At 71.7% G+C, this 18,103-nt stretch carries 14 protein-coding genes; 3 read left to right on the top strand and 11 right to left on the bottom strand.

Annotated features, from left to right (window positions below; translation table 11 throughout):
- Window positions 1-53: 53 nt before the first annotated feature.
- Window positions 54-1,031, bottom strand: a complete 978-nt coding sequence (locus tag F8279_RS04080; RefSeq protein ID WP_151499130.1) for a LacI family DNA-binding transcriptional regulator — start codon at window positions 1,029-1,031, stop codon at window positions 54-56.
- Window positions 1,032-1,150: 119 nt separating this feature from the next.
- Here F8279_RS04080 and F8279_RS04075 point away from each other — a divergent pair, with 119 nt between their 5' ends.
- Complete coding sequence (locus F8279_RS04075; RefSeq protein ID WP_151499129.1) at window positions 1,151-2,974, top strand: beta-galactosidase; 1,824 nt, start codon at window positions 1,151-1,153, stop codon at window positions 2,972-2,974.
- A gap of 10 nt (window positions 2,975-2,984) precedes the next feature.
- Here F8279_RS04075 and F8279_RS04070 read toward each other — a convergent pair whose 3' ends face one another.
- Genes F8279_RS04070 through F8279_RS04025 form a run of 10 tightly spaced genes read right to left on the bottom strand, consistent with a single transcriptional unit; the run spans window position 2,985 to window position 12,360 of the window.
- The gene (locus F8279_RS04070; RefSeq protein WP_121684865.1) at window positions 2,985-3,656 is read right to left on the bottom strand and encodes a FadR/GntR family transcriptional regulator; all 672 of its coding nucleotides are present in this window, start codon (window positions 3,654-3,656) and stop codon (window positions 2,985-2,987) included.
- 52 nt (window positions 3,657-3,708) lie between these two features.
- Window positions 3,709-4,563 (bottom strand): amidohydrolase, encoded by an 855-nt coding sequence (locus tag F8279_RS04065; protein ID WP_192580622.1) that lies wholly within the window; start codon window positions 4,561-4,563, stop codon window positions 3,709-3,711.
- A complete protein-coding gene (locus F8279_RS04060; RefSeq protein ID WP_225853121.1) occupies window positions 4,557-5,543 on the bottom strand; it encodes an aldo/keto reductase in 987 nt (328 codons plus the stop codon). The genes F8279_RS04065 and F8279_RS04060 overlap by 7 nt, the downstream gene beginning before the upstream one ends.
- Complete coding sequence (locus tag F8279_RS04055) at window positions 5,540-5,854, bottom strand: L-rhamnose mutarotase (RefSeq protein ID WP_151499127.1); 315 nt, start codon at window positions 5,852-5,854, stop codon at window positions 5,540-5,542. Before F8279_RS04055 ends, F8279_RS04060 begins: the two co-directional genes overlap by 4 nt.
- A 2-nt stretch (window positions 5,855-5,856) precedes the next feature.
- Window positions 5,857-6,858, bottom strand: coding sequence for an ABC transporter permease (locus tag F8279_RS04050; RefSeq protein ID WP_151499126.1), 1,002 nt, complete (start codon window positions 6,856-6,858; stop codon window positions 5,857-5,859).
- Entirely contained in the window at window positions 6,855-8,375 is a 1,521-nt protein-coding gene (locus F8279_RS04045; protein WP_151499125.1) for a sugar ABC transporter ATP-binding protein, read from the bottom strand. Before F8279_RS04045 ends, F8279_RS04050 begins: the two co-directional genes overlap by 4 nt.
- The gene (locus F8279_RS04040; RefSeq protein ID WP_151499124.1) at window positions 8,372-9,418 is read right to left on the bottom strand and encodes a sugar ABC transporter substrate-binding protein; all 1,047 of its coding nucleotides are present in this window, start codon (window positions 9,416-9,418) and stop codon (window positions 8,372-8,374) included. Before F8279_RS04040 ends, F8279_RS04045 begins: the two co-directional genes overlap by 4 nt.
- Before the next feature lie 7 nt (window positions 9,419-9,425).
- On the bottom strand, window positions 9,426-10,205 hold the full coding sequence (locus tag F8279_RS04035) for an SDR family oxidoreductase (RefSeq protein WP_225853120.1): 780 nt from the start codon (window positions 10,203-10,205) through the stop codon (window positions 9,426-9,428).
- A complete protein-coding gene (locus tag F8279_RS04030; protein WP_225853119.1) occupies window positions 10,202-11,515 on the bottom strand; it encodes an enolase C-terminal domain-like protein in 1,314 nt (437 codons plus the stop codon). The genes F8279_RS04035 and F8279_RS04030 overlap by 4 nt, the downstream gene beginning before the upstream one ends.
- Window positions 11,512-12,360, bottom strand: a complete 849-nt coding sequence (locus tag F8279_RS04025; RefSeq protein WP_151499123.1) for a fumarylacetoacetate hydrolase family protein — start codon at window positions 12,358-12,360, stop codon at window positions 11,512-11,514. Before F8279_RS04025 ends, F8279_RS04030 begins: the two co-directional genes overlap by 4 nt.
- A 276-nt stretch (window positions 12,361-12,636) precedes the next feature.
- Here F8279_RS04025 and F8279_RS04020 point away from each other — a divergent pair, with 276 nt between their 5' ends.
- Together F8279_RS04020 and F8279_RS04015 are read left to right on the top strand one after the other, a co-directional pair.
- Window positions 12,637-15,342 carry a glycoside hydrolase N-terminal domain-containing protein gene (locus F8279_RS04020; protein ID WP_225853118.1) on the top strand — a complete coding sequence of 902 codons (2,706 nt, stop codon included), beginning with the start codon at window positions 12,637-12,639 and terminating at the stop codon, window positions 15,340-15,342.
- Between the two features lie 11 nt (window positions 15,343-15,353).
- Window positions 15,354-18,089 carry an alpha-L-fucosidase gene (locus tag F8279_RS04015; RefSeq protein WP_192580621.1) on the top strand — a complete coding sequence of 912 codons (2,736 nt, stop codon included), beginning with the start codon at window positions 15,354-15,356 and terminating at the stop codon, window positions 18,087-18,089.
- The last annotated feature ends 14 nt before the right edge of the window (window positions 18,090-18,103 follow it).

Genomic DNA, 18,103 nt, shown 5'->3' with positions numbered 1-18,103 from the left:
ATGGCCGAGGGGACGGGCCGGTCGGCCTGTCAGCAGGGCGGCGGTACGGCAGGTCAGCGGGTCGGCGGCGCCGTGGAGGCCCGGACCGTCAGGGTCGGCGGCTCGACGGCGGGCTCGACGGCGCCCGCGGAGCCGAGCAGCACGGCGACCGCGGCCGCGCCCGACCGGTAGAAGTCCTGCCGCACCGTGGTCAGCGGCGGGTGGCAGTAGGCCGCCAGGTCGATGTCGTCCACACCCACGATCGACACGTCCTCCGGCACCGACCGGCCCCGTTCACGCAACGCCTTGATCACTCCGAACGCCATCTCGTCGCTGGCCGCGAAGACCGCGGTGACCTCGGGGATCATCGCGAGGATCCGGCCCTGCCGGTAGCCCGACTCCGGCGACCAGTCGCCCTCCAGCGGCGGCGGCGCGTCGACACCGGCCTCAGCCAGGGCCTCCTGCCAGCCCTGCCGGCGCTGGCGCGCCTCGATCCACTCGTCCGGCCCGGCCACGTGCCAGACCTGACGGTGCCCCAGCTCCAGGAGGTGCTGCGTGGCGATCCGGCCGGCCTCGCGCTGGTCGATGCCGAGCACCTTGGCGCCAGTGGTCCGGGAGCCGTCCACCGTGACGGTGGGGATCTCCCGGGTGATGTCCTCCATCCGCTGGGTCACCGAGATCAGCGGAACCGCGATGACGATGCCGTCGACACCCTGGTCGGAGAGCTTGAACAGGGCCTTCTCCATCAGCGCCGGATCCAGCTCGGCGATGGTGGTGATGCTGACGGAGTAGCCCGCGGCGCGGGCCGCGGCCTCCACGCCGTCGGTCACCGCGGACCGCGAGAAGTAGCCGCCGGCCTGCAGCAGCACGAGCCCGAGCGTGAAGCTGCGACCCGAGGACAGCACCTTGGGGGCGCTGTTGTAGCGGTATCCGAGCTGGTCGACGGCGTCGAGCACCCGCCGGCGAGTCTCCGCGTTGACGTTCGGAGAGTCGCGCAGGGTCCGCGAGACCGTCTGCGCCGACACACCGGCAGCGCGTGCCACGTCAGCCATGCTCGGCTGCCTGTTATGCGTGATGGCCTCGGTCATGCTGTTCTGCCGCTCCTCAGACTCAGGGTGGCCTGATCATAGCGCCATTGTTCGCTATGGCATCGGTAACATAGGCTCACGCCATGATCGAGACGACCACGTCAGGCGTAGCGCCGGAGCCGGCGACCACGGTCTCCCCCACGCTCGGCTGGCATGACCGGCGGCTGCACCGGCGCGGCATCCCGCACCGCATCCTGTCCGGGGCCATGCACTACTTCCGCGTGCACCCCGACCTCTGGCACGACCGGATCCGGCGACTGGTCGACCTCGGGCTCAACACCGTCGACACGTACGTGGCCTGGAACTTCCACCAGCCGCGCGCGGACCGGGCGCCCCGGTTCGACGGCTGGCACGACGTCGAGGCGTTCATCGCGCTGGCCGGCGCCGAGGGCCTCGACGTGATCGTGCGGCCCGGCCCCTACATCTGCGCGGAGTGGTCGAACGGCGGCCTGCCCGCCTGGCTCACCGCCCGCGACATGGCGTTGCGCAGCTCCGATCCGGCGTTCATCGGGTCCGTCGAAAGGTGGTTCGACGAGCTCATCCCCCGGATCGCCGGGCTGCAGGCGAGCGCGGGCGGGCCAGTCGTGGCGGTCCAGATCGAGAACGAGTACGGCAGCTACGGCGACGACCACGCCTACCTGCGCTGGAACCGGTCCGCCCTGCTCGCCCGCGGCATCACCGAGCTGCTGTTCACCGCCGACGGACCGACCGAGCTCATGCTCGACGCCGGCACGATCCCCGGCACGCTCGCCGCGATCACGCTCGGCTCGAAGCCCACGGCCGCCCGGGACCTGCTCCGGCGGCGCCGCCCGGATGAGCCGTTCGTGGTCGCCGAGTACTGGAACGGCTGGTTCGACCACTGGGGCGAACGGCATCACGTCCGCGGGGTGGACAGCGCGGCCGGCACCCTGGACGCCATCGTGGCCGATGGCGGCAGCGTGAGCATCTACATGGCACACGGCGGCACCAACTTCGGGCTGTGGGCGGGCGCCAACGCCGGTCAGGGCCGGATCCAGCCCACCGTCACCAGTTACGACTCCGACGCCCCGATCGCCGAGGACGGCACGCTGACCGCCAAGTTCCACGCCATGCGGGCGGTGCTCGGCGCCACCGCGCCGGTGCGGGTACCCGAGCGGATGCCGGTGCTGCCCCCGGCCCGGGTGCCGCTGACGCACTGCGCCGATCTGCTCGCCGGGCTGTGCGCCGTGCCGGCGCTCACGGTGAACACCCCGCAGCCGGTCAGCTTCGAGCAGCTCGGACTGGACGCGGGCATGATGCTGCTCACCGCCCGGCCGAGGATCCCGGCCGGCGAGCACCGGATCGTCCTGAGCGACGTCCGGGACCGGGCGGTCGTGTTCGCCGACGGGGTGCCGCTCGGGATCGCCGACGCCGACAACCGCGAGCTGCCGATCCGTGGCACGGGGGCGACCGTACGCCTGGAGATCCTGGTGGAGAACCTCGGCCGGATCAACTACGGGCCGCTGGTCGGGCAGCACAAGGGGCTGCTCGGGCCGGTGCTGGTCGACCGGCGGATCGTGCACGGCTGGACCAGCACGCCGATCGCGCTGCCCGAGTGGACGGCCGACGACCTGCTGCGGGCCACCGGAACCGGACCGGCCCGCACCGAGGCCGGCTTCGCGGTCGCGACGGTCCGCGTCGACGAGCCGGCCGACACCTTCCTCGCCCTGCCCGGCTCGGTGCACGGCGTGGTCTGGGTCAACGGGTTCCTGCTCGGCCGGTACTGGGACATCGGCCCGCAGGTGACGCTCTACTGCCCGGCGCCACTGCTGCGGGCCGGGGAGAACACGGTGGTGGTGCTGGAGACCGACCGGCTCAGTCCGGTCCTGGAACTGCGTGACCGCCCGGAGCTGGGCCCGGCCGAGGAGTACGTCGAGGAGTTCGACTGAGCGACGGCGGTCACAGCGCCTTGCGGAGCCACTCCTCCACCCCGGCGACGTGCACGGTCGCCCAGGACCGCGCCAGGTCGGGTTGACCCGACGCGATCGCGTCGACGATGGCCTGGTGCTGCTCGCGGGTCCGGGCGACCGCGCCCTCCTGCGTGACACCGCGCCAGATCCGCGCCCGGGTGGTCGGCCCGGAGAGGCCCTCGAGCAGGGAGCACAGCACGGTGTTGCCGGAGCCCACCGCGACGAGCCGGTGGAACTCCAGGTCGTTCGCGACCAGCGCCTTGACGTCGAGGGTGTCACCGAGGCCGTCGAGCACGGCCTGCAGCTTGGCGACGTCCTCGGCGTTCATCCGCTGCGCGGCCAGCGCCGTGGCCGCCGGCTCCAGGATGCGCCGGACCTCCAGGAACTCGAGCACGGTGTCGTCCTGGTGGAAGTCCACGACGAAGCCCAGCGTGTCCAGCAGCAGCTGCGGGGCGAGGCTTGTCACGTACGTGCCGTCGCCCTGCCGGACGTCCAGCACCCGGATGATCGACAGCGCCTTCACCGCTTCGCGCAGCGAGTTGCGCGACAGGCCGAGTCGCTGTGCGAGATCACCCTCCTTGGGCAGCCGGTCACCGGGGCCGAGCTCGCCGGACGTGATCATCGACTTGATCTTGCCGATCGCCTCGTCGGTAAGGGCCATCGCTGCCTCCGCGGAAAAGTTCAGGGTACGGGCGTCGCCATGATGGCGCGGATCACACCCGCAGGCCGTAGACGCGGGCCGCGGTGCCGCCGAGAATCGCCGTCCGGGCCGCCTCGGACAACGGCGCCACGGCCTGCAGCAGTGCGGCCCGGACCCGGCCGTAGCTGGCAGCGAGCAGGCACACCGGCCAGTCCGAGCCGAACATGAGCCGGTCCGGCCCGAACCGCTCGAGCGCCTCCCGCGCGAAGGGGCGCAGGTCGTCGGCGCGCCACGAGGCCCAGTCCGCCTCGGTCACCAGGCCGGACACCTTGGCCGCGACGTTGGGTTGCTCGGCGAGCGCAGCGAACGGCCCGCGCCACCGGGCCAGCCCGGCCGCGCCCGCCCGAACCTCCGGCTTGCCGAGGTGATTCAGCACGAAGCGCAGCTGCGGCAGCGCGGCGGCCGCCCGGGCGGCGGACGGCAGCTGGTCGACCCGGACCACCAGATCGAAGGCGAGTCCCGCAGCCTCGACCGCCCGCAGTCCCGCCCGGACGTCCGGGCGGTCGAGGTGATCCGGATCCGGTTCGCCCTGGACCTGGCTGCGTACGCCGACCACCCGGTCACCGCCGGGCCGCCGCAGGTGCCGGGCCAGGCGGCCGGCGAGCGCCGGATCGGCCAGGTCGGCCCAGAGCACGACGCCGGCGATCTGCGGCGCCTCGACCGCCCACCGCAACAGGTCGTCGGACTCGGCCTCGTCGCAGCGGCCACCCTCGACCAGCACGGACCGGCCCACCCCGGCGGAGCGCAGCTGCGCCTGCAGCTGCGCGACGGTGAACTGGCGATAGATCATCCGCATCCGGTCGTCGTCCAGCCAGGCGTACGCCTGCGGCACCTGCCAGAGGTGATGGTGGGCGTCGACCGTCAGCATGCCGGCGCCCCCTCGTGATCCGCGGACGGCAGCGGCGCGTCCGCGCGCACCAGCCCCGCCGCCACCGTGTCGGCCCACAACGCCGCCGGTGGCGGACACCGGAACAGGGCCACGTTGCGGATCAGCTCCTCGGGCGTCTGCGCGCCCAGCAGCACGCAGGCGACCGCGGGATGGCCGCCGGCGAAGGCGAGCGCCGCCGCGGGCAGCGAGCTGCCGTGCCGGGTGCAGATGCCGGCCAGCGCCCGCGCTCGCCGCAGCACGCCGTCGGAGGCGGGGCCGTACTCGTACGGCAGGCCCTCGTGCGGGTCGGCGACGGCGAGCAGGCCGCTGTTGAACACCCCGGCGTTGATCACCTGGACGTTCCGGTCCAGGCAGGCCGGTAGCAACTCGTCCAGAGCCGGTTGCTCCAGCAGCGTGTACCGGCCGGCCAGCAGGATCGTGTCCACGTCGGTCTGCGTGACGAACCGCTGCAGGATGCCGGGGTCCTTCGACCCCACCCCGATCGTGCCCACCACGCCGGCTGCCCTCAGCTGAGCGAGAGCCGGGTACGCCTCGTCCAGCGCCGCCCGGTCGTGCCCCTCGGGGTCGTGCAGCAGCACCAGGTCGACCCGGTCGAGCCCGAGCCGCTCCAGGCTCTGGTCGAGGGAGCGGCGGACGCCGTCGCGGCTGAAGTCGCGGACCCGCCGGTGGGTGGCGGGCACGACGAACCCCTCGGGATCCGGGCGGCCGGCGCCGGCCGGATCGGGCACCAGCAGCCGGCCCACCTTGGTGCTGACCGTGTAGAAGTCCCGCGGCCGGCCGCGCAGCGCGCGGCCCAGCCTCTGCTCGGACAGTCCGAGCCCGTAGTGCGGCGCGGTGTCGAAGTAGCGGATGCCGGCCGTCCAGGCCGCCTCGACGGTGGCCGCGGCGACCTCGTCGGTGACCGCCCGGTACAGGTTGCCGAGCGCGGCGCAGCCGAGGCCGAGGCTGGTCCGGGTCACGGCAGCTCCCAGACCATCGGCAGCCCTCGGCCGTCGTCGTCGTAGTCGTCGGCCACCTCGAGCAGCTCCGCCATCCGCTGTTGCCAGACCTGGTTGGCCGGGTGGTCGCGCAGCGTTCGCCGCATGTGCGCCGGGTCCTCCACCCGGACCAGGTGGAACAGGTGCTGCCCGTCCCGCCAGATCCGCCAGCCGAGCACCCCGGCCTCGCGCAGCGCCCGGTCCAGCTCTTCCGGGATCACCGCGTGCACCTCGTCGTACCGTGCCTGCGCACCCGGCTTCAGGACAGTGTGCAGAGCGATCTCCACGGCCATCGTCAGTCCTGTGCCTTTCCGGTGGTGAGCCGGGCCAGCAGCAGCGCCACCAGGATGATCAGGCCGTAGATGGCCTGGATCCATTGTGCCGACACCCCGGCGAGGGTCAGGATGTTGTTGATCAGGCCGAGGACGATGACGCCGCACAGCGCGCCGAACAGGGTGCCTTTGCCGCCGTCCATGCTGATCCCGCCGATGACCGCCGCGGCGAACACCGTGAAGATCATGCCGTCGCCCTGGGCGGCGGCGACCGAGCCGAGCCGGCCGGTCATCAGCAGGCCGGCGAGGGCGGCGAGCGCCCCGCCCACCACCAGGGCGCTCCAGATCACCCGGTCGGTACGGATGCCGGCCGCCCGGGCCGCGTCGACGTTGCCGCCGACCGCGTAGAGCGCCCGCCCCTGGCGTAGGTAGCGCAGGGTCGCGATGCCGGCGCCGAACAGCAGCCCGGCCAGCCAGATGGAGGCCGGCAGGCCCAGCCACACGGCGTTGCCGAGGTAGAGCACCGATGGCGGCAGCTCGAACAGGTTCTGCCCGCCGGTGATGCCGATCTGCAGACCTCGCAGCACGATCAGCATGCCGAGCGTCACGATGAACGCCGACAATCGCAGGCGCAGGATCAGCAGGCCGTTGAAAGCGCCGACCGCCGCACCGGCGAGCAGGCAGAGCGGGACCGCCAGCGCGGTGGCCCACTCGGTGCCGAGGCCGTTGCTTGCTGCTGGGATGACCAGAGCCACAGCCAGCGCGGGCGCCAGACCGACGATCGACTCCAGCGACAGGTCGAACTTGCCGCTGATCAGGATGATCGCCTCGGCCAGTACGACCAGGGCCAGTTCGGTCTGCTGCTGCAGCACGTTGATGAGGTTGACCCGGGTGAGGAAGACGGGGTCGACGAGGGCGCCGACCAACAGCAGGACCAGGATGGCCGGTACCAGCGCCAGGTCCCGAAAGCGGGAGATGCGGACCACCCGGCCCGGTGCCGGAGCCACCGGCGTCATTGCGGTCATCGGGTTCCTTCCTCTGCGGCCAGTCCCTCGATCGCGGCGACCATCTCCGCGTCGTCCCAGCCGCGGTCCAGTTCGCGGCTCACCTCGCCGTGGTACATCACCAGCACCCGGTCGCAGGAGCGCAGATCGTCAAGTTCGTCGGAGACCAGCAGGACGCCGGTCCCGGAGGTCGCGACGTCCAGCACCGCGTCGAGCAGCGTCTCCTTGGAGCGCACGTCCACCCCAGTGGTGGGCGAGATGAGCACGAGCACGTCCGGCCCGGTCGACAGGGCGCGGGCCAGGACGACCTTCTGCGCGTTGCCGCCGGACAGGTTGCTCACCGGCTCGCCGGGATCGCTGGTCTTGATGTCGTACCGCGCGATCATGTCCGCCGCCACCTTGTCTCGGCGGGCGGGCAGGATCACCGAGGCGGGGCCGAGCCGGTCGCCGATCGGCATGGTGGCGTTCTCGGCCACCGACAGCAACGGCACCAGGCCCTCGCGATGGCGGTCCTGCGGCACCAGCCCGATGCCCGCGGCCCAAGCGGCCGGCACGTCGCCCGGCCGCACCGCCCGGTCCCGGACCCGGATCTCGCCGGTGTCCGCCCGGCGCAGGCCGGCCACCGTCTCGGCGAGCGCCACCTTGCCGCTGCTGCCCGAGCCGGTCACCCCGACCAGCTCCCCGGACCGCACGGCGAGCCGGACGCCGGAGTAGGAACCGGCCAGGCCGAGATCGCGCACCTCGAGCGCCACCGGCGCGTCCGCCGGCACCGGCGGCCGGGCGGCCGGCGCCATGCCGCCGGCCGCCTCGCCGGTCATCGCGTCGACCAGCGCCTCGCGGCTCAGCCCGGCGACCGGCCGAGTCAGCACCCAGCGCGCATCCCGCATCACGGTGACCGTGTCGCAGACATCGAACACCTCGTGCAGGTGATGCGAGATGAACAGCAGTGTCACCCCGGTCGCGGACAGCACGCGCATCCGCTGGAACAACCGCTCGATCGCGTTGGCGTCCAGCCGGGCGGTCGGCTCGTCGAGGATGATGAACCGCGCGCCGGTGGACAGCGCGCGGGCGATCTCCACGAGTTGCTGCTGTTCCACGTCGAGCTCGCCGGCGGGCCGGGCCGGGTCGACCGCGAGCTCGAACTCGTCCAGCAGGTCGGCGGCCGCCCGGCGCAGGCCACGCCAGTTGATCCACGGCGCCCGGCCGCGCGGTCCGGCCTCCTCGTGCCGGTTGAGGAACAGGTTCTCCGCGACGCTGAGCTCCGGGATGACGGTGCTCTTCTGGTACACGCAGGCGACGCGCTGCCGCCACTGTCGACGGTCGGCCGTCGGAGGCGCCGGCCGGCCGTCGAAGTGCAGCGTGCCGCCGTCCGGGCGTTGCAGCCCGGTCAGGACGGACACCAGGGTGGACTTTCCGGCGCCGTTACGCCCGACCAGGGCATGTGTCGAGCCGGGCGCGATGGAGATCTGCGCGTCGGCCAGGGCGACGGTGGCGCCGAACCGCTTGCTGATGCCGGTCGCCTCGACGGCCGGGGTCACTTGCTGACCTGGTTGCCCCACAGCCCGGCGTCGTCGACGTTCTCGGCCGTGACGAGCGGGGCGGGGAGCTGGTCTTCGAGGACGCCGTTGCCGACGTCGACGATCGAGCTGTCGTGGTCGGTGGGGCCGGGCTGGAAGGTCCTGCCGTCGATCGCGGCCTTCGCGTAGAACAGCGCGTACTTGGCGTACAGGTCGGCGGGCTGCGAGACGGTGGCGTCGATCTCACCCTTGCGGATCGCCTCGAACTCCTGCGGAATGCCGTCGTTGGAGACGATGAAGATGTGCTTCGGGTCGGTCGGCGGCACGAGCAGGTTCTTGGAGCGCAGCAGCTGCAGCGTCGGCGCGAGGAACACGCCGCCCGCCTGCATGTAGATGCCCTTGATGTCCGGGTGTTGGGCGAGCCGGGTCTGCAGGGCGGCGGAGGCCTTGGTGCCTTCCCACTCGGTGGGCTCTTCGAAGATGGTGATGCCTGGGAACTTCGTCTTCATGCATTCGGCGAAGGCCTCGGAGCGGTCCCGGCCGTTGATCGAAGACAAGGCTCCCTGGAACTCGACGACCTTGCCCTTGCCGCCGAGCTTCTGGCCGAGGAACTCGCACGCCTTCTGCCCGTACGCGCGGTTGTCGGCGCGCACCACCATGAAGACCTTGCCCTTGTCGGGGCGGGTGTCGACGGAGACCACCGGGATCTTCTTCTGTTCCAGCATGGTGAGCGTGGTGGCGATGGCGCCGGTGTCCTGCGGCGCCATGACGATCGCCTTGGCGCCCTGGCTGACCAGGGCCTGGCTGTTGGCCACGAGCTTGGCCACGTCGTTCTGCGAGTTGGTCGGCGCCATCAGGTCGGCACCCACCTCCTCGGCGAAGGAGGGCACGTACTTGGCGTAGGAGTTCCAGAAGTCGGAGTCGGCCCGGGGCAGGTCGACACCGATCTGCGGCTTGTCCGAGTTGCCGGACGCGGCGTCCGGGGAGTCGGAGCCGCACGCGGCGGTGGTCAGCAGGGCAACGGTGGCCAGGGCGGCGCCCGTGGCGCGCAGGGACCGTTTCATGAGTTCCTCATTCGGGATCGGGCGTGACGACGGGTGGAAGAGAGGCCGGCGGCAGCCGCAGATGCTGCATGCCGCCGTCGACGGCCAGCACGGTTCCGGTGGTGGCACCGGCGAGCGGGCTGGCCAGGTAGGCGATCGCGGTGGCCACCTCGGAGGCGGTGACCAGCCGTCCGTTGGGTTGCCGGGCGCGCAACGCGGTCAGCGTGGCGTCCGGATCGGCAGCCCCGGCCACCAGGCGGCGCACCCAGGGGCCGTCCACCGTGCCGGGGTTGACGCAGCAGACTCGGATGCCGTCGCGGACATGGTCGGCGGCCATCGCGAGGGTCAGCGCCTGCAGGGCGCCCTTGCTCGCGCTGTAGAGCGCGCGGTCGGGCAGCCCGACGTGCGCGGCGACCGAGCAGGTGTTGACCACCGCGGCGTGCCGGGACCGGCGCAGGTGCGGCAGGGCGGCACGGGTCACACGCACCGCGCCGACCACGTTGACGTCCAGGACCCGGTGCCATTCGGCGTCGTCGTTGTCCGCGACGGTGCCGACCGCGCCGATGCCGGCGTTGTTCACCACGATGTCCAGCCCGCCGAACCGGTCGGCGATCCGGTTCACCGCCGTACGGACAGCCGCGTCGTCGGCGAGGTCGGCCACGAACGACGGCAGGTACGGCGCGGCCACCCGGTCGAGGCAGGCGACCCGGGCGCCGCGCTCGGCCAGCAGGCGGGCGGTCTCGGCGCCGATGCCGGAGGCGGCGCCGGTCACCACGGCCACCAGCCCGTCGAACTCGCGCACGGTCATCGAGCCACACCCATCCACTGCGGACCGCCGGGGAACGCGTAGCGGGCCAGGGTCTCCGGTCGCATGGTGGCGCTGAAGCCCGGAAGGAGCGGCGCCTGGTAGCGGCCGTCACGCACCCGTACCGGATCGACGAAGTGGTCGTGCAGATGATCCACGTACTCGATGACCCGGTCGCCCATGGCGCCGGAGACCGCGACGTAGTCGAACATCGACAGGTGCTGGACCAGCTCGCACAAGCCCACGCCGCCGGCGTGCGGGCACACCGGGACGCCGTACTTGGCGGCCAGCAGCAGGATGGCGATGTTCTCGTTGACACCGGCCACCCGGGCGGCGTCGAGCTGCAGGTAGGACATCCCGCCGAGCTGCAGCAGCTGCTTGAAGATCACCCGGTTGGCGACGTGCTCGCCGGTGGCGACCGGCACCGGCGCGATCCGGCGGGCGATCTCGGCGTGTCCCACGACGTCGTCCGGGCTGGTCGGCTCCTCCACCCACCAGGGCGAGTACGGGGCGAGGGCGGCAACCCACGTCACCGCGGACTCCACGTCCCAGCGCTGGTTCGCGTCGACGGCGATCCGGAAGTCCGGCCCGCACACCTCCCGGGCGATACGCATCCGGCGCACATCGTCGTCCAGGTCGGCGCCCACCTTCAGCTTGATCTGGGTGAAGCCGTCCCGGACCGCCTCGGCGCACAGCCGGCGCAGCTTGTCGTCGCTGTAGCCGAGCCATCCCGGCGAGGTGGTGTAGGCCGGATATCCCTCGGCCAGCAGCAGGCGCCGGCGTTCGGCGCGCCCGGGCACCTGCCGCCGGAGGATCTCCAGCGCCTCGGCCCGGGTGAGCGCGTCGGTCAGGTAACGGAAGTCGACGAGGTCGACCAGGTCCTCGGGCGACATTGCGGCCAGCATCTGCCACAGCGGCCGGCCGGCCGTCTTGGCCTTGAGGTCCCACAGCGCGTTGACCACCGCGGAGACTGCCATGTGCATGATCCCCTTCTCCGGGCCGAGCCAGCGCAGCTGTGAGTCGTGCACCAGCTCCCGCCAGAACCCGCCGAGGTCGTCGAGCACGTCGTTGACGTCGCGGTCGACGAGGTACGGCGCGAGGGCGTCGATGGCGGCACGCTGGACGTCGTTGCCGCGCCCGATGGTGAACGCGAACCCGTGGCCCTCCAGCCCGTCCGGCGCGTCGGTGCGCAGCACCACGTACGCCGCGGAGTAGTCGGGGTCGGGGTTCATGGCGTCCGAGCCGTCGAGCGTCGTGGAGGTCGGGAACCGGATGTCGTGGGTCTCCAGGGCCCGGAATCGCGGGATCGTCACGCTGCTCCCACCGTCTGCCGCTGCCGGCCGAGCCCGTCGATCTCCAGCTCCACCACGTCACCGGGACGCAGGTAGGGCCTCGGCTCGGGCCGGCCGAGCGCCACCCCGGCGGGTGTGCCCGTGTTGATCAGGTCGCCCGGGTACAGGGTCATGAAGTGACTCAGGTACCGGATGATCTCGGCCACCCCGAAGACCATGTCCTTGGTGTTGCCGTCCTGGCGCAGCGTGCCGTTGACCCATAGCCGCAGGCCGAGCTGCTGCGGGTCGGCGATCTCATCGGCCGTGACGAACCACGGGCCCATCGGGTTGAACGTCTCGCAGGACTTGCCCTTGTCCCATTGACCGCCGCGGTGCAGTTGGAACTCGCGCTCGGACACGTCGTGCGAGACGACGTAGCCGGCGACGCAGGCCATCGCGGCCTCGTGCGACTCCAGGTAGCGCGCCGGGCGGCCGATCACCACGCCGAGCTCGACCTCCCAGTCGGTGCAGCTGCTGCCGCGCGGCACGAGCACCGTGTCGTCCGGGCCCACCACGGTGTCCGGTGCCTTGAGGAACACCACCGGCTCGACCGGCAGCGCCGCGCCGGTCTCCTCGGCGTGGTCGCGGTAGTTCAGGCCAATGCAGACGATCTTTCCGGGGCGCCGGATCGGCGGGCCGATCCGTGCCCCCGTTGCCGGCCGGGACGCCCGCCCCGCCAACCGCTCGCGCAGACGGTCGATGCCGCCGGCCGCGAAGAACGCCGGATCCAGGTCGTCGACCACATCGGACATATCGACGAGGCCGTCGTCGGCGTCCAGCACGGCGACCTGTTCCTCGCCCGGAGGGCCTACGCGGAGAAGCTTCACCACACCACCAAATACATCGGGTGTTTTGCCGTTTCGGCATCGAACATCGGATGTCTAACATCCACCGATCGCTCGGAGCAAGACCTCCGTCTGCCCTTGATGACCTTGCGGGATCGGCCTTCAGCGGCTTTAGCTGCCAAAATACTCCGACGTCTTGACATAAAAAAACATCCAATGTTAACTGCGACGCATTGAGGAGGGCTTATGCGTCTACCTGCGGGGAGCCGAACCGTTTCGCGAGCCGTCGCCGTCACCCTGCTCGTCACCCTGTCCGCCTTGCCGGCGGTCGACCGCCCACAGCCCGCACGGGCCGCGGCCGCCGATCCCAGCCAGGCCCTGTGGTACGACGAGCCCGCGGCCAACTGGGAGAACAACGCCCTGCCGATCGGCAACGGCGCGCTCGGCGCCATGGTCTTCGGCGGCGTACAGACCGAGCGTCTGCAGCTCAACGAGAAGACGTTGTGGACCGGCGGCCCCGGTGCCGCCGGGTACGACCACGGCAACTGGACGACGCCCCGCCCGGGCGCCCTGGACGCCGTCCAGGCACAGATCGACCGGGACGGCCGGATGGACCCCAACGCCGTCTCCGCGGCGCTCGGCCAGCAGCCGACCGCGTTCGGCGCGTACCAGAACCTCGCCGACATGTACCTCGACATGACCGGCACGCCCGCGACGGTGAGCGGCTACCGGCGCGAGCTGGACCTCGCCGATGCGACCGCCCGCGTCGAGTACTCGCACGGCGGTGCGACCTACCGCCGCGAGTACTTCGCCAGCTACCCCGGCAACGTCATCGTCTCCCGGTTGTCGGCCAGCCAGGCCGGGAAGATCTCATTCGTCCTACGGCCGGTGAGCGCCCAGGCCGGCAGCTCCGTCACGGTGGCGAACGGCCGGATCACCATCCGCGGCACGCTCGGCAACGGCCTCGTCCACGAGACCCAGTACCGGGTGGTGACGACCGGCGGCACCCGGACCGACGGCTCCGGCCGGGTCACCGTCACAGGCGCCGACTCGGCGCTCGTCGTGCTGTCCGCCGGGACGTCGTACGCCGGCGCCTACCCCTCCTACCGCGGCGCGGACCCGCGGACGCAGGTCACCCAGGCGGTCGACGCGGCCGCGGCCGCCACCCCGGACGCGCTACGCGCCGCGCACCTGGCCGACTACCGCCGCCTCTACGACCGGGTGCGGCTGAACGTGGGCGGGCAGATGCCGAACATTCCCACCGACGAACTGCGGTCGGCCTACACCGGCGCGGCCGGCCGGGCCCAGGACCGCGCGCTGGAGTCGCTGTTCTTCTCCTACGGCCGCTACCTGCTCATCGCGTCGTCGCGCGGCGGCTCCCTGCCGGCCAACCTCCAGGGCATCTGGAACAACTCCAACAGCCCGCCCTGGAACGCCGACTACCACACCAACATCAACGTGCAGATGAACTACTGGCCCGCGGAGATCACCAACCTCTCGGAGACCGCGACGCCGCTGTTCGACTTCATCGAGGCGCTGCGCGCCCCCGGCCGGGTCACCGCGCAGCGGAACTACGGCACCACCGGCTGGGTCACCCATCTCGGCACCAACCCGTACGGCTTCACCGGCGTGGAGAGCTACGCCACCGCGTTCTGGTTCCCGGAGGCGGCCGCCTGGCTGTGCCAGCACCTCTACGAGCACTACCGGTTCACCGGCGATACCGCGTTCCTGCGCGACCGGGCGTACCCGGCGATGAAGGAGGCGGCCGAGTTCTGGCGGGCCAACCTGCACACCGATCCGCGCGACAACAGGCTTGTCGTCTCACCCAGCTACTCCCCCGAGCAGGGTGACTTCTCGGCCGGCGCGTCGATGAGCGAGCAGATCGTGTGGGAGCTGCTGACCAACGTCGTCGAGGCCAGCACGACGCTCGGTGTGGACACCACCCTGCGCCAGCAGTGGCAGTCGACGCTCGACCGGCTCGACCCGGGCCTGCGGATCGGTTCCTGGGGCCAGCTGCAGGAGTGGAAGACCGACTGGGACGACCGCAACAACCAGCACCGGCACATCTCGCACCTGTATGCCCTGCACCCCGGCCGGCAGATCTCGCCGCTGACCACCCCGGCGTTCGCCGAGGCCGCCAAGGTCTCGCTGAACGCGCGCGGCGACGGCGGCACCGGCTGGAGCAAGGCCTGGAAGATCAATTTCTGGGCCCGGCTGCTGGACGGCGACCGCGCCCACAAGATGCTCAGCGAGCAGCTCAAGGGCAGCACGCTGGCCAACCTGTTCGACACCCACCCGCCGTTCCAGATCGACGGCAACTTCGGTGCCACCTCCGGCATGGCCGAGATGCTGCTGCAGAGCCAGCACGGCGTCGTCGACGTGCTACCCGCCGTGCCGGCCGCTTGGCCGGCCGGCACGGTCACCGGCCTGAAGGCGCGGGGCGACGTCACGGTGGACGCCGAGTGGCGCAACCGGCAGGCCAGCCGGATCACGCTGACCGCCGGCCGCAGCGGCAACCTGACGGTACGCAACCCGATCCTGTCCACCGCCACGCTGATCGACCTGAGCACCGGCCAGGCCGTGCCGGTGACCCGCTCGGGCAACCAGATCACGTTCGCGGCCATCGCCGGTCGCCGCTACCAGGCCGTGTCCACCGGGGCCACCGGCACGATCACCGGGGTCGCCAGCAACCGCTGCGTCGACGTGCCGGGCGCCGCCACGGCCGACGGCACCGCCCTCATCCTGTGGGACTGCTCCGGCGCGGCCAACCAGATCTGGTCCCGCGAGTCCGACACCACGATCCGCAACCGCGGCAAGTGCCTCACCGCCGCGAACGGCGCCGCCACCATCAGCACCTGCGGCACGGCCACCAACCAGCGCTGGACCTACGACACCACCGCACGGACCCTGCGCAACCAGGCCACCGGCACCTGCCTGGACGCCAACGGCGGCGGCACCGCCAACAACACCCGTCTCATTCTCTGGCCGTGCACCACCGCGGCCAACCAGCAGTGGCTGATGTAGGAGGCATCTCCTTGAAATCGATCACACGCGCCACCGTCCTGACCCTGACCGCTTCCTTCCTCATCGCCGTCGCCCCCTCCTCCCCGGCCGCCGCCGAACCCGCCGCGTTCACCGGACAGATCACCGGGGTGGGCAGCGGCCGCTGCGTCGACGTCCCCGGCTCCAGCACCACCGACGGCACCGTCCTGGTCCTGTGGGACTGCTCCGGCGGGGTCAATCAGATCTGGAACCGGATGGCCGACACCACCATCCGCAACCGCGGCAAGTGCCTCACCGCCGCGAACGGCGCCGCCACCATCAGCACCTGCGGCACGGCCACCAACCAGCGCTGGACCTACGACACCACCGCACGGACCCTGCGCAACCAGGCCACCGGCACCTGCCTCGACGCCAACGGCGGCGGCACCGCCAACAACACCCGCCTCATCCTCTGGTCCTGCGGCACCGCCACCAACCAGCAGTGGCGCATCGGCGCGGCCGAATACCAGCCACTGCTCAACGTCGGGTTCGGCGGCTCGTTCACCACCGCCAGCGGGTACACCCCGGCGCCCGGCGAACTGGTCGACGGGCAGCTCACCCGGCTGGCCGGCACCGAGACCGTCGACGGCTCCGCCGTCACGCTCACCGGCGGCGGCACCGGCATCGGCTTCACCCCGCGCATCGCGCTGACCAGCGCCAGGTACGTGAACCGGAGCCTGCTGGCCGAGGCGGTCGTGCGCCGCCGGGCCGGGGCCACGATGGCCTTCGACACGGTGCTCAGCCTGGCCGGCGGCGCCTACTACCGATACGCCAACGGGTCGCAGAGCACCACCCAGTTCGGCATGTACGGACCGGACGCGCCCTACTACGACACCCGGCAGAACGGGCCGGACCTGTCCGACACACAGAACACCCACGTGGCACTGGCCTACGAGTACGTGAGCGACGCCTCGGCTCGCCTCGAGGCGTACGTGAACGGCTGCCGCGTCGGCACCGCCGTGACCACCCCGGTCGCCGCGGCCAACGCCGCGCAGGGCCTGCTGGCGTTCGGCAACGACGCCGGCACGAGGAACCGGGGCTGGCACGGCACCCTGGACGCGATCGCGCTGGCGACGATGCGCAGCGCGGCCGGCCCCGCAGACTTCCAGCTCGACGCGCCGCTCTGCGGCGGCGCCACCCCGCCGCCGGCCGGCTGTGAGAACGACCCCGGCACCAGCGGACCGGTCACCCCGGCCACCGTCATCCCGGTCGACCGGTGCGACACGCTGGAGCGGATCCGGCAGAAGGCCGCCCACGTGGTGCCGAGCCCCGGCCAGCTCGCCTGGCAGCAGCAGGAACTGACCGCCTTCCTGCACTACGGCATGAACACCTTCACCGGCGTCGAGTGGGGCACCGGCAACGAGGACCCGGCCCTGTTCAACCCGGCCACGGTCAACCCGGCGCAGTGGATGCAGGTGCTCAAGCGCAACGGCTTCAAGGAGGTCATCCTCACCGTCAAGCACCACGACGGCTTCCTGCTCTACCCGTCGCGGTACAGCACCCACTCGGTGCGATCCAGCCCGTGGCGCGACGACATCTTCCGCGCCACCGTCGACGCCGCCCGCGCGGCCGGCCTCGGTGTCGGCTTCTACCTCTCCCCCGCCGACGGCGCGGAGATCCCCGGCCGGCGCGGCGGCGACCGGTTCGGCAACAACAGCGCCCGGCGCTCGGTGACCATCCCGACGCTGGTCGCCGGCGACACCCGCACCCCGGCGCGGACCTTCACCTACCAGGCCGACGACTACAACGCCTACTTCCTCAACCAGCTGTACGAACTGCTCACCGAGTACGGCCCGATGTCCGAGGTCTGGTTCGACGGCGCGAACCCGTACACCGCGTACCCGCAGAACTACCAGGTCGGCGACTGGTACAACCTGATCAGGTCGCTGCAGCCGAACGCCAACATCGCGATCAACGGGCCGGATGTGCGCTGGATCGGCTCGGAGTCCGGCGCCTTCCGCGCCGACGAGTGGAGCGCCCTCCCGTTCAAGGGCGCCAATCCCGCCGCGCTCAACCGCGACGACGACCTGCTGGGCGGGCCGCAGTCGACCGACCTGGGCTCCAGCGCGCTGATCGGGCGCAACCTCGGCACCATCACCTACCTGTCCTGGTACCCGGCCGAGGCCGACGTGTCGATCCGGCCCGGCTGGTTCTGGAAGTCCGCGCAGAACGGCTCGGTCAAGACGCCCGACGCCCTGGTCCGGCTCTACGAGAACGCGGTGGGCCGCAACGCCAACCTGCTGCTCAACGTGCCGCCCAACCAGGCCGGCGTGCTGGACACGGCAGACGTCGCCTCGCTCGACGCGTTCGGCGCCACGATCCGCGGCCGCTACGGCAGGGAACTGTTCGCCCGGGCCGACGCCACCGGCACCGCCGCCGCACTGACCGACACGTCGCTGGCCTCGTTCTGGTCGCCGGCGAACAACGCCACCACCGGCTCGGTCGAGCTGACCTCCTGCCGGGCGCGCGCCTTCGACCGGGTGCTGGTGCAGGAATCGATCGGCAACGGCCAGCGCATCGAGGGCTTCGCCGTGGACGCCTGGATCAACGGCACCTGGCAGCAGGTCGCCACCGCCGGATCGGTCGGCTACAAGCGGATCGTGCCGCTGTCGTCCGCAGTCTCCAGCGACCGGCTGCGGCTGCGGGTCACCTCCGCGCGGGGCGTCCCACAGGTCGCCACGCTCACCGCCTACTCCACCGACACCGCCGCCAACCCCTCCTCCTGCTGACCCCGATGGGAGCT

The sequence above is a fragment of the Micromonospora sp. AMSO1212t genome, assembly GCF_008868145.1.
Taxonomy (GTDB): domain Bacteria; phylum Actinomycetota; class Actinomycetes; order Mycobacteriales; family Micromonosporaceae; genus Micromonospora; species Micromonospora tulbaghiae.
Note: the sequence above shows the minus strand (reverse complement) of the source record. Positions and strands in the feature narration are given on the sequence as shown.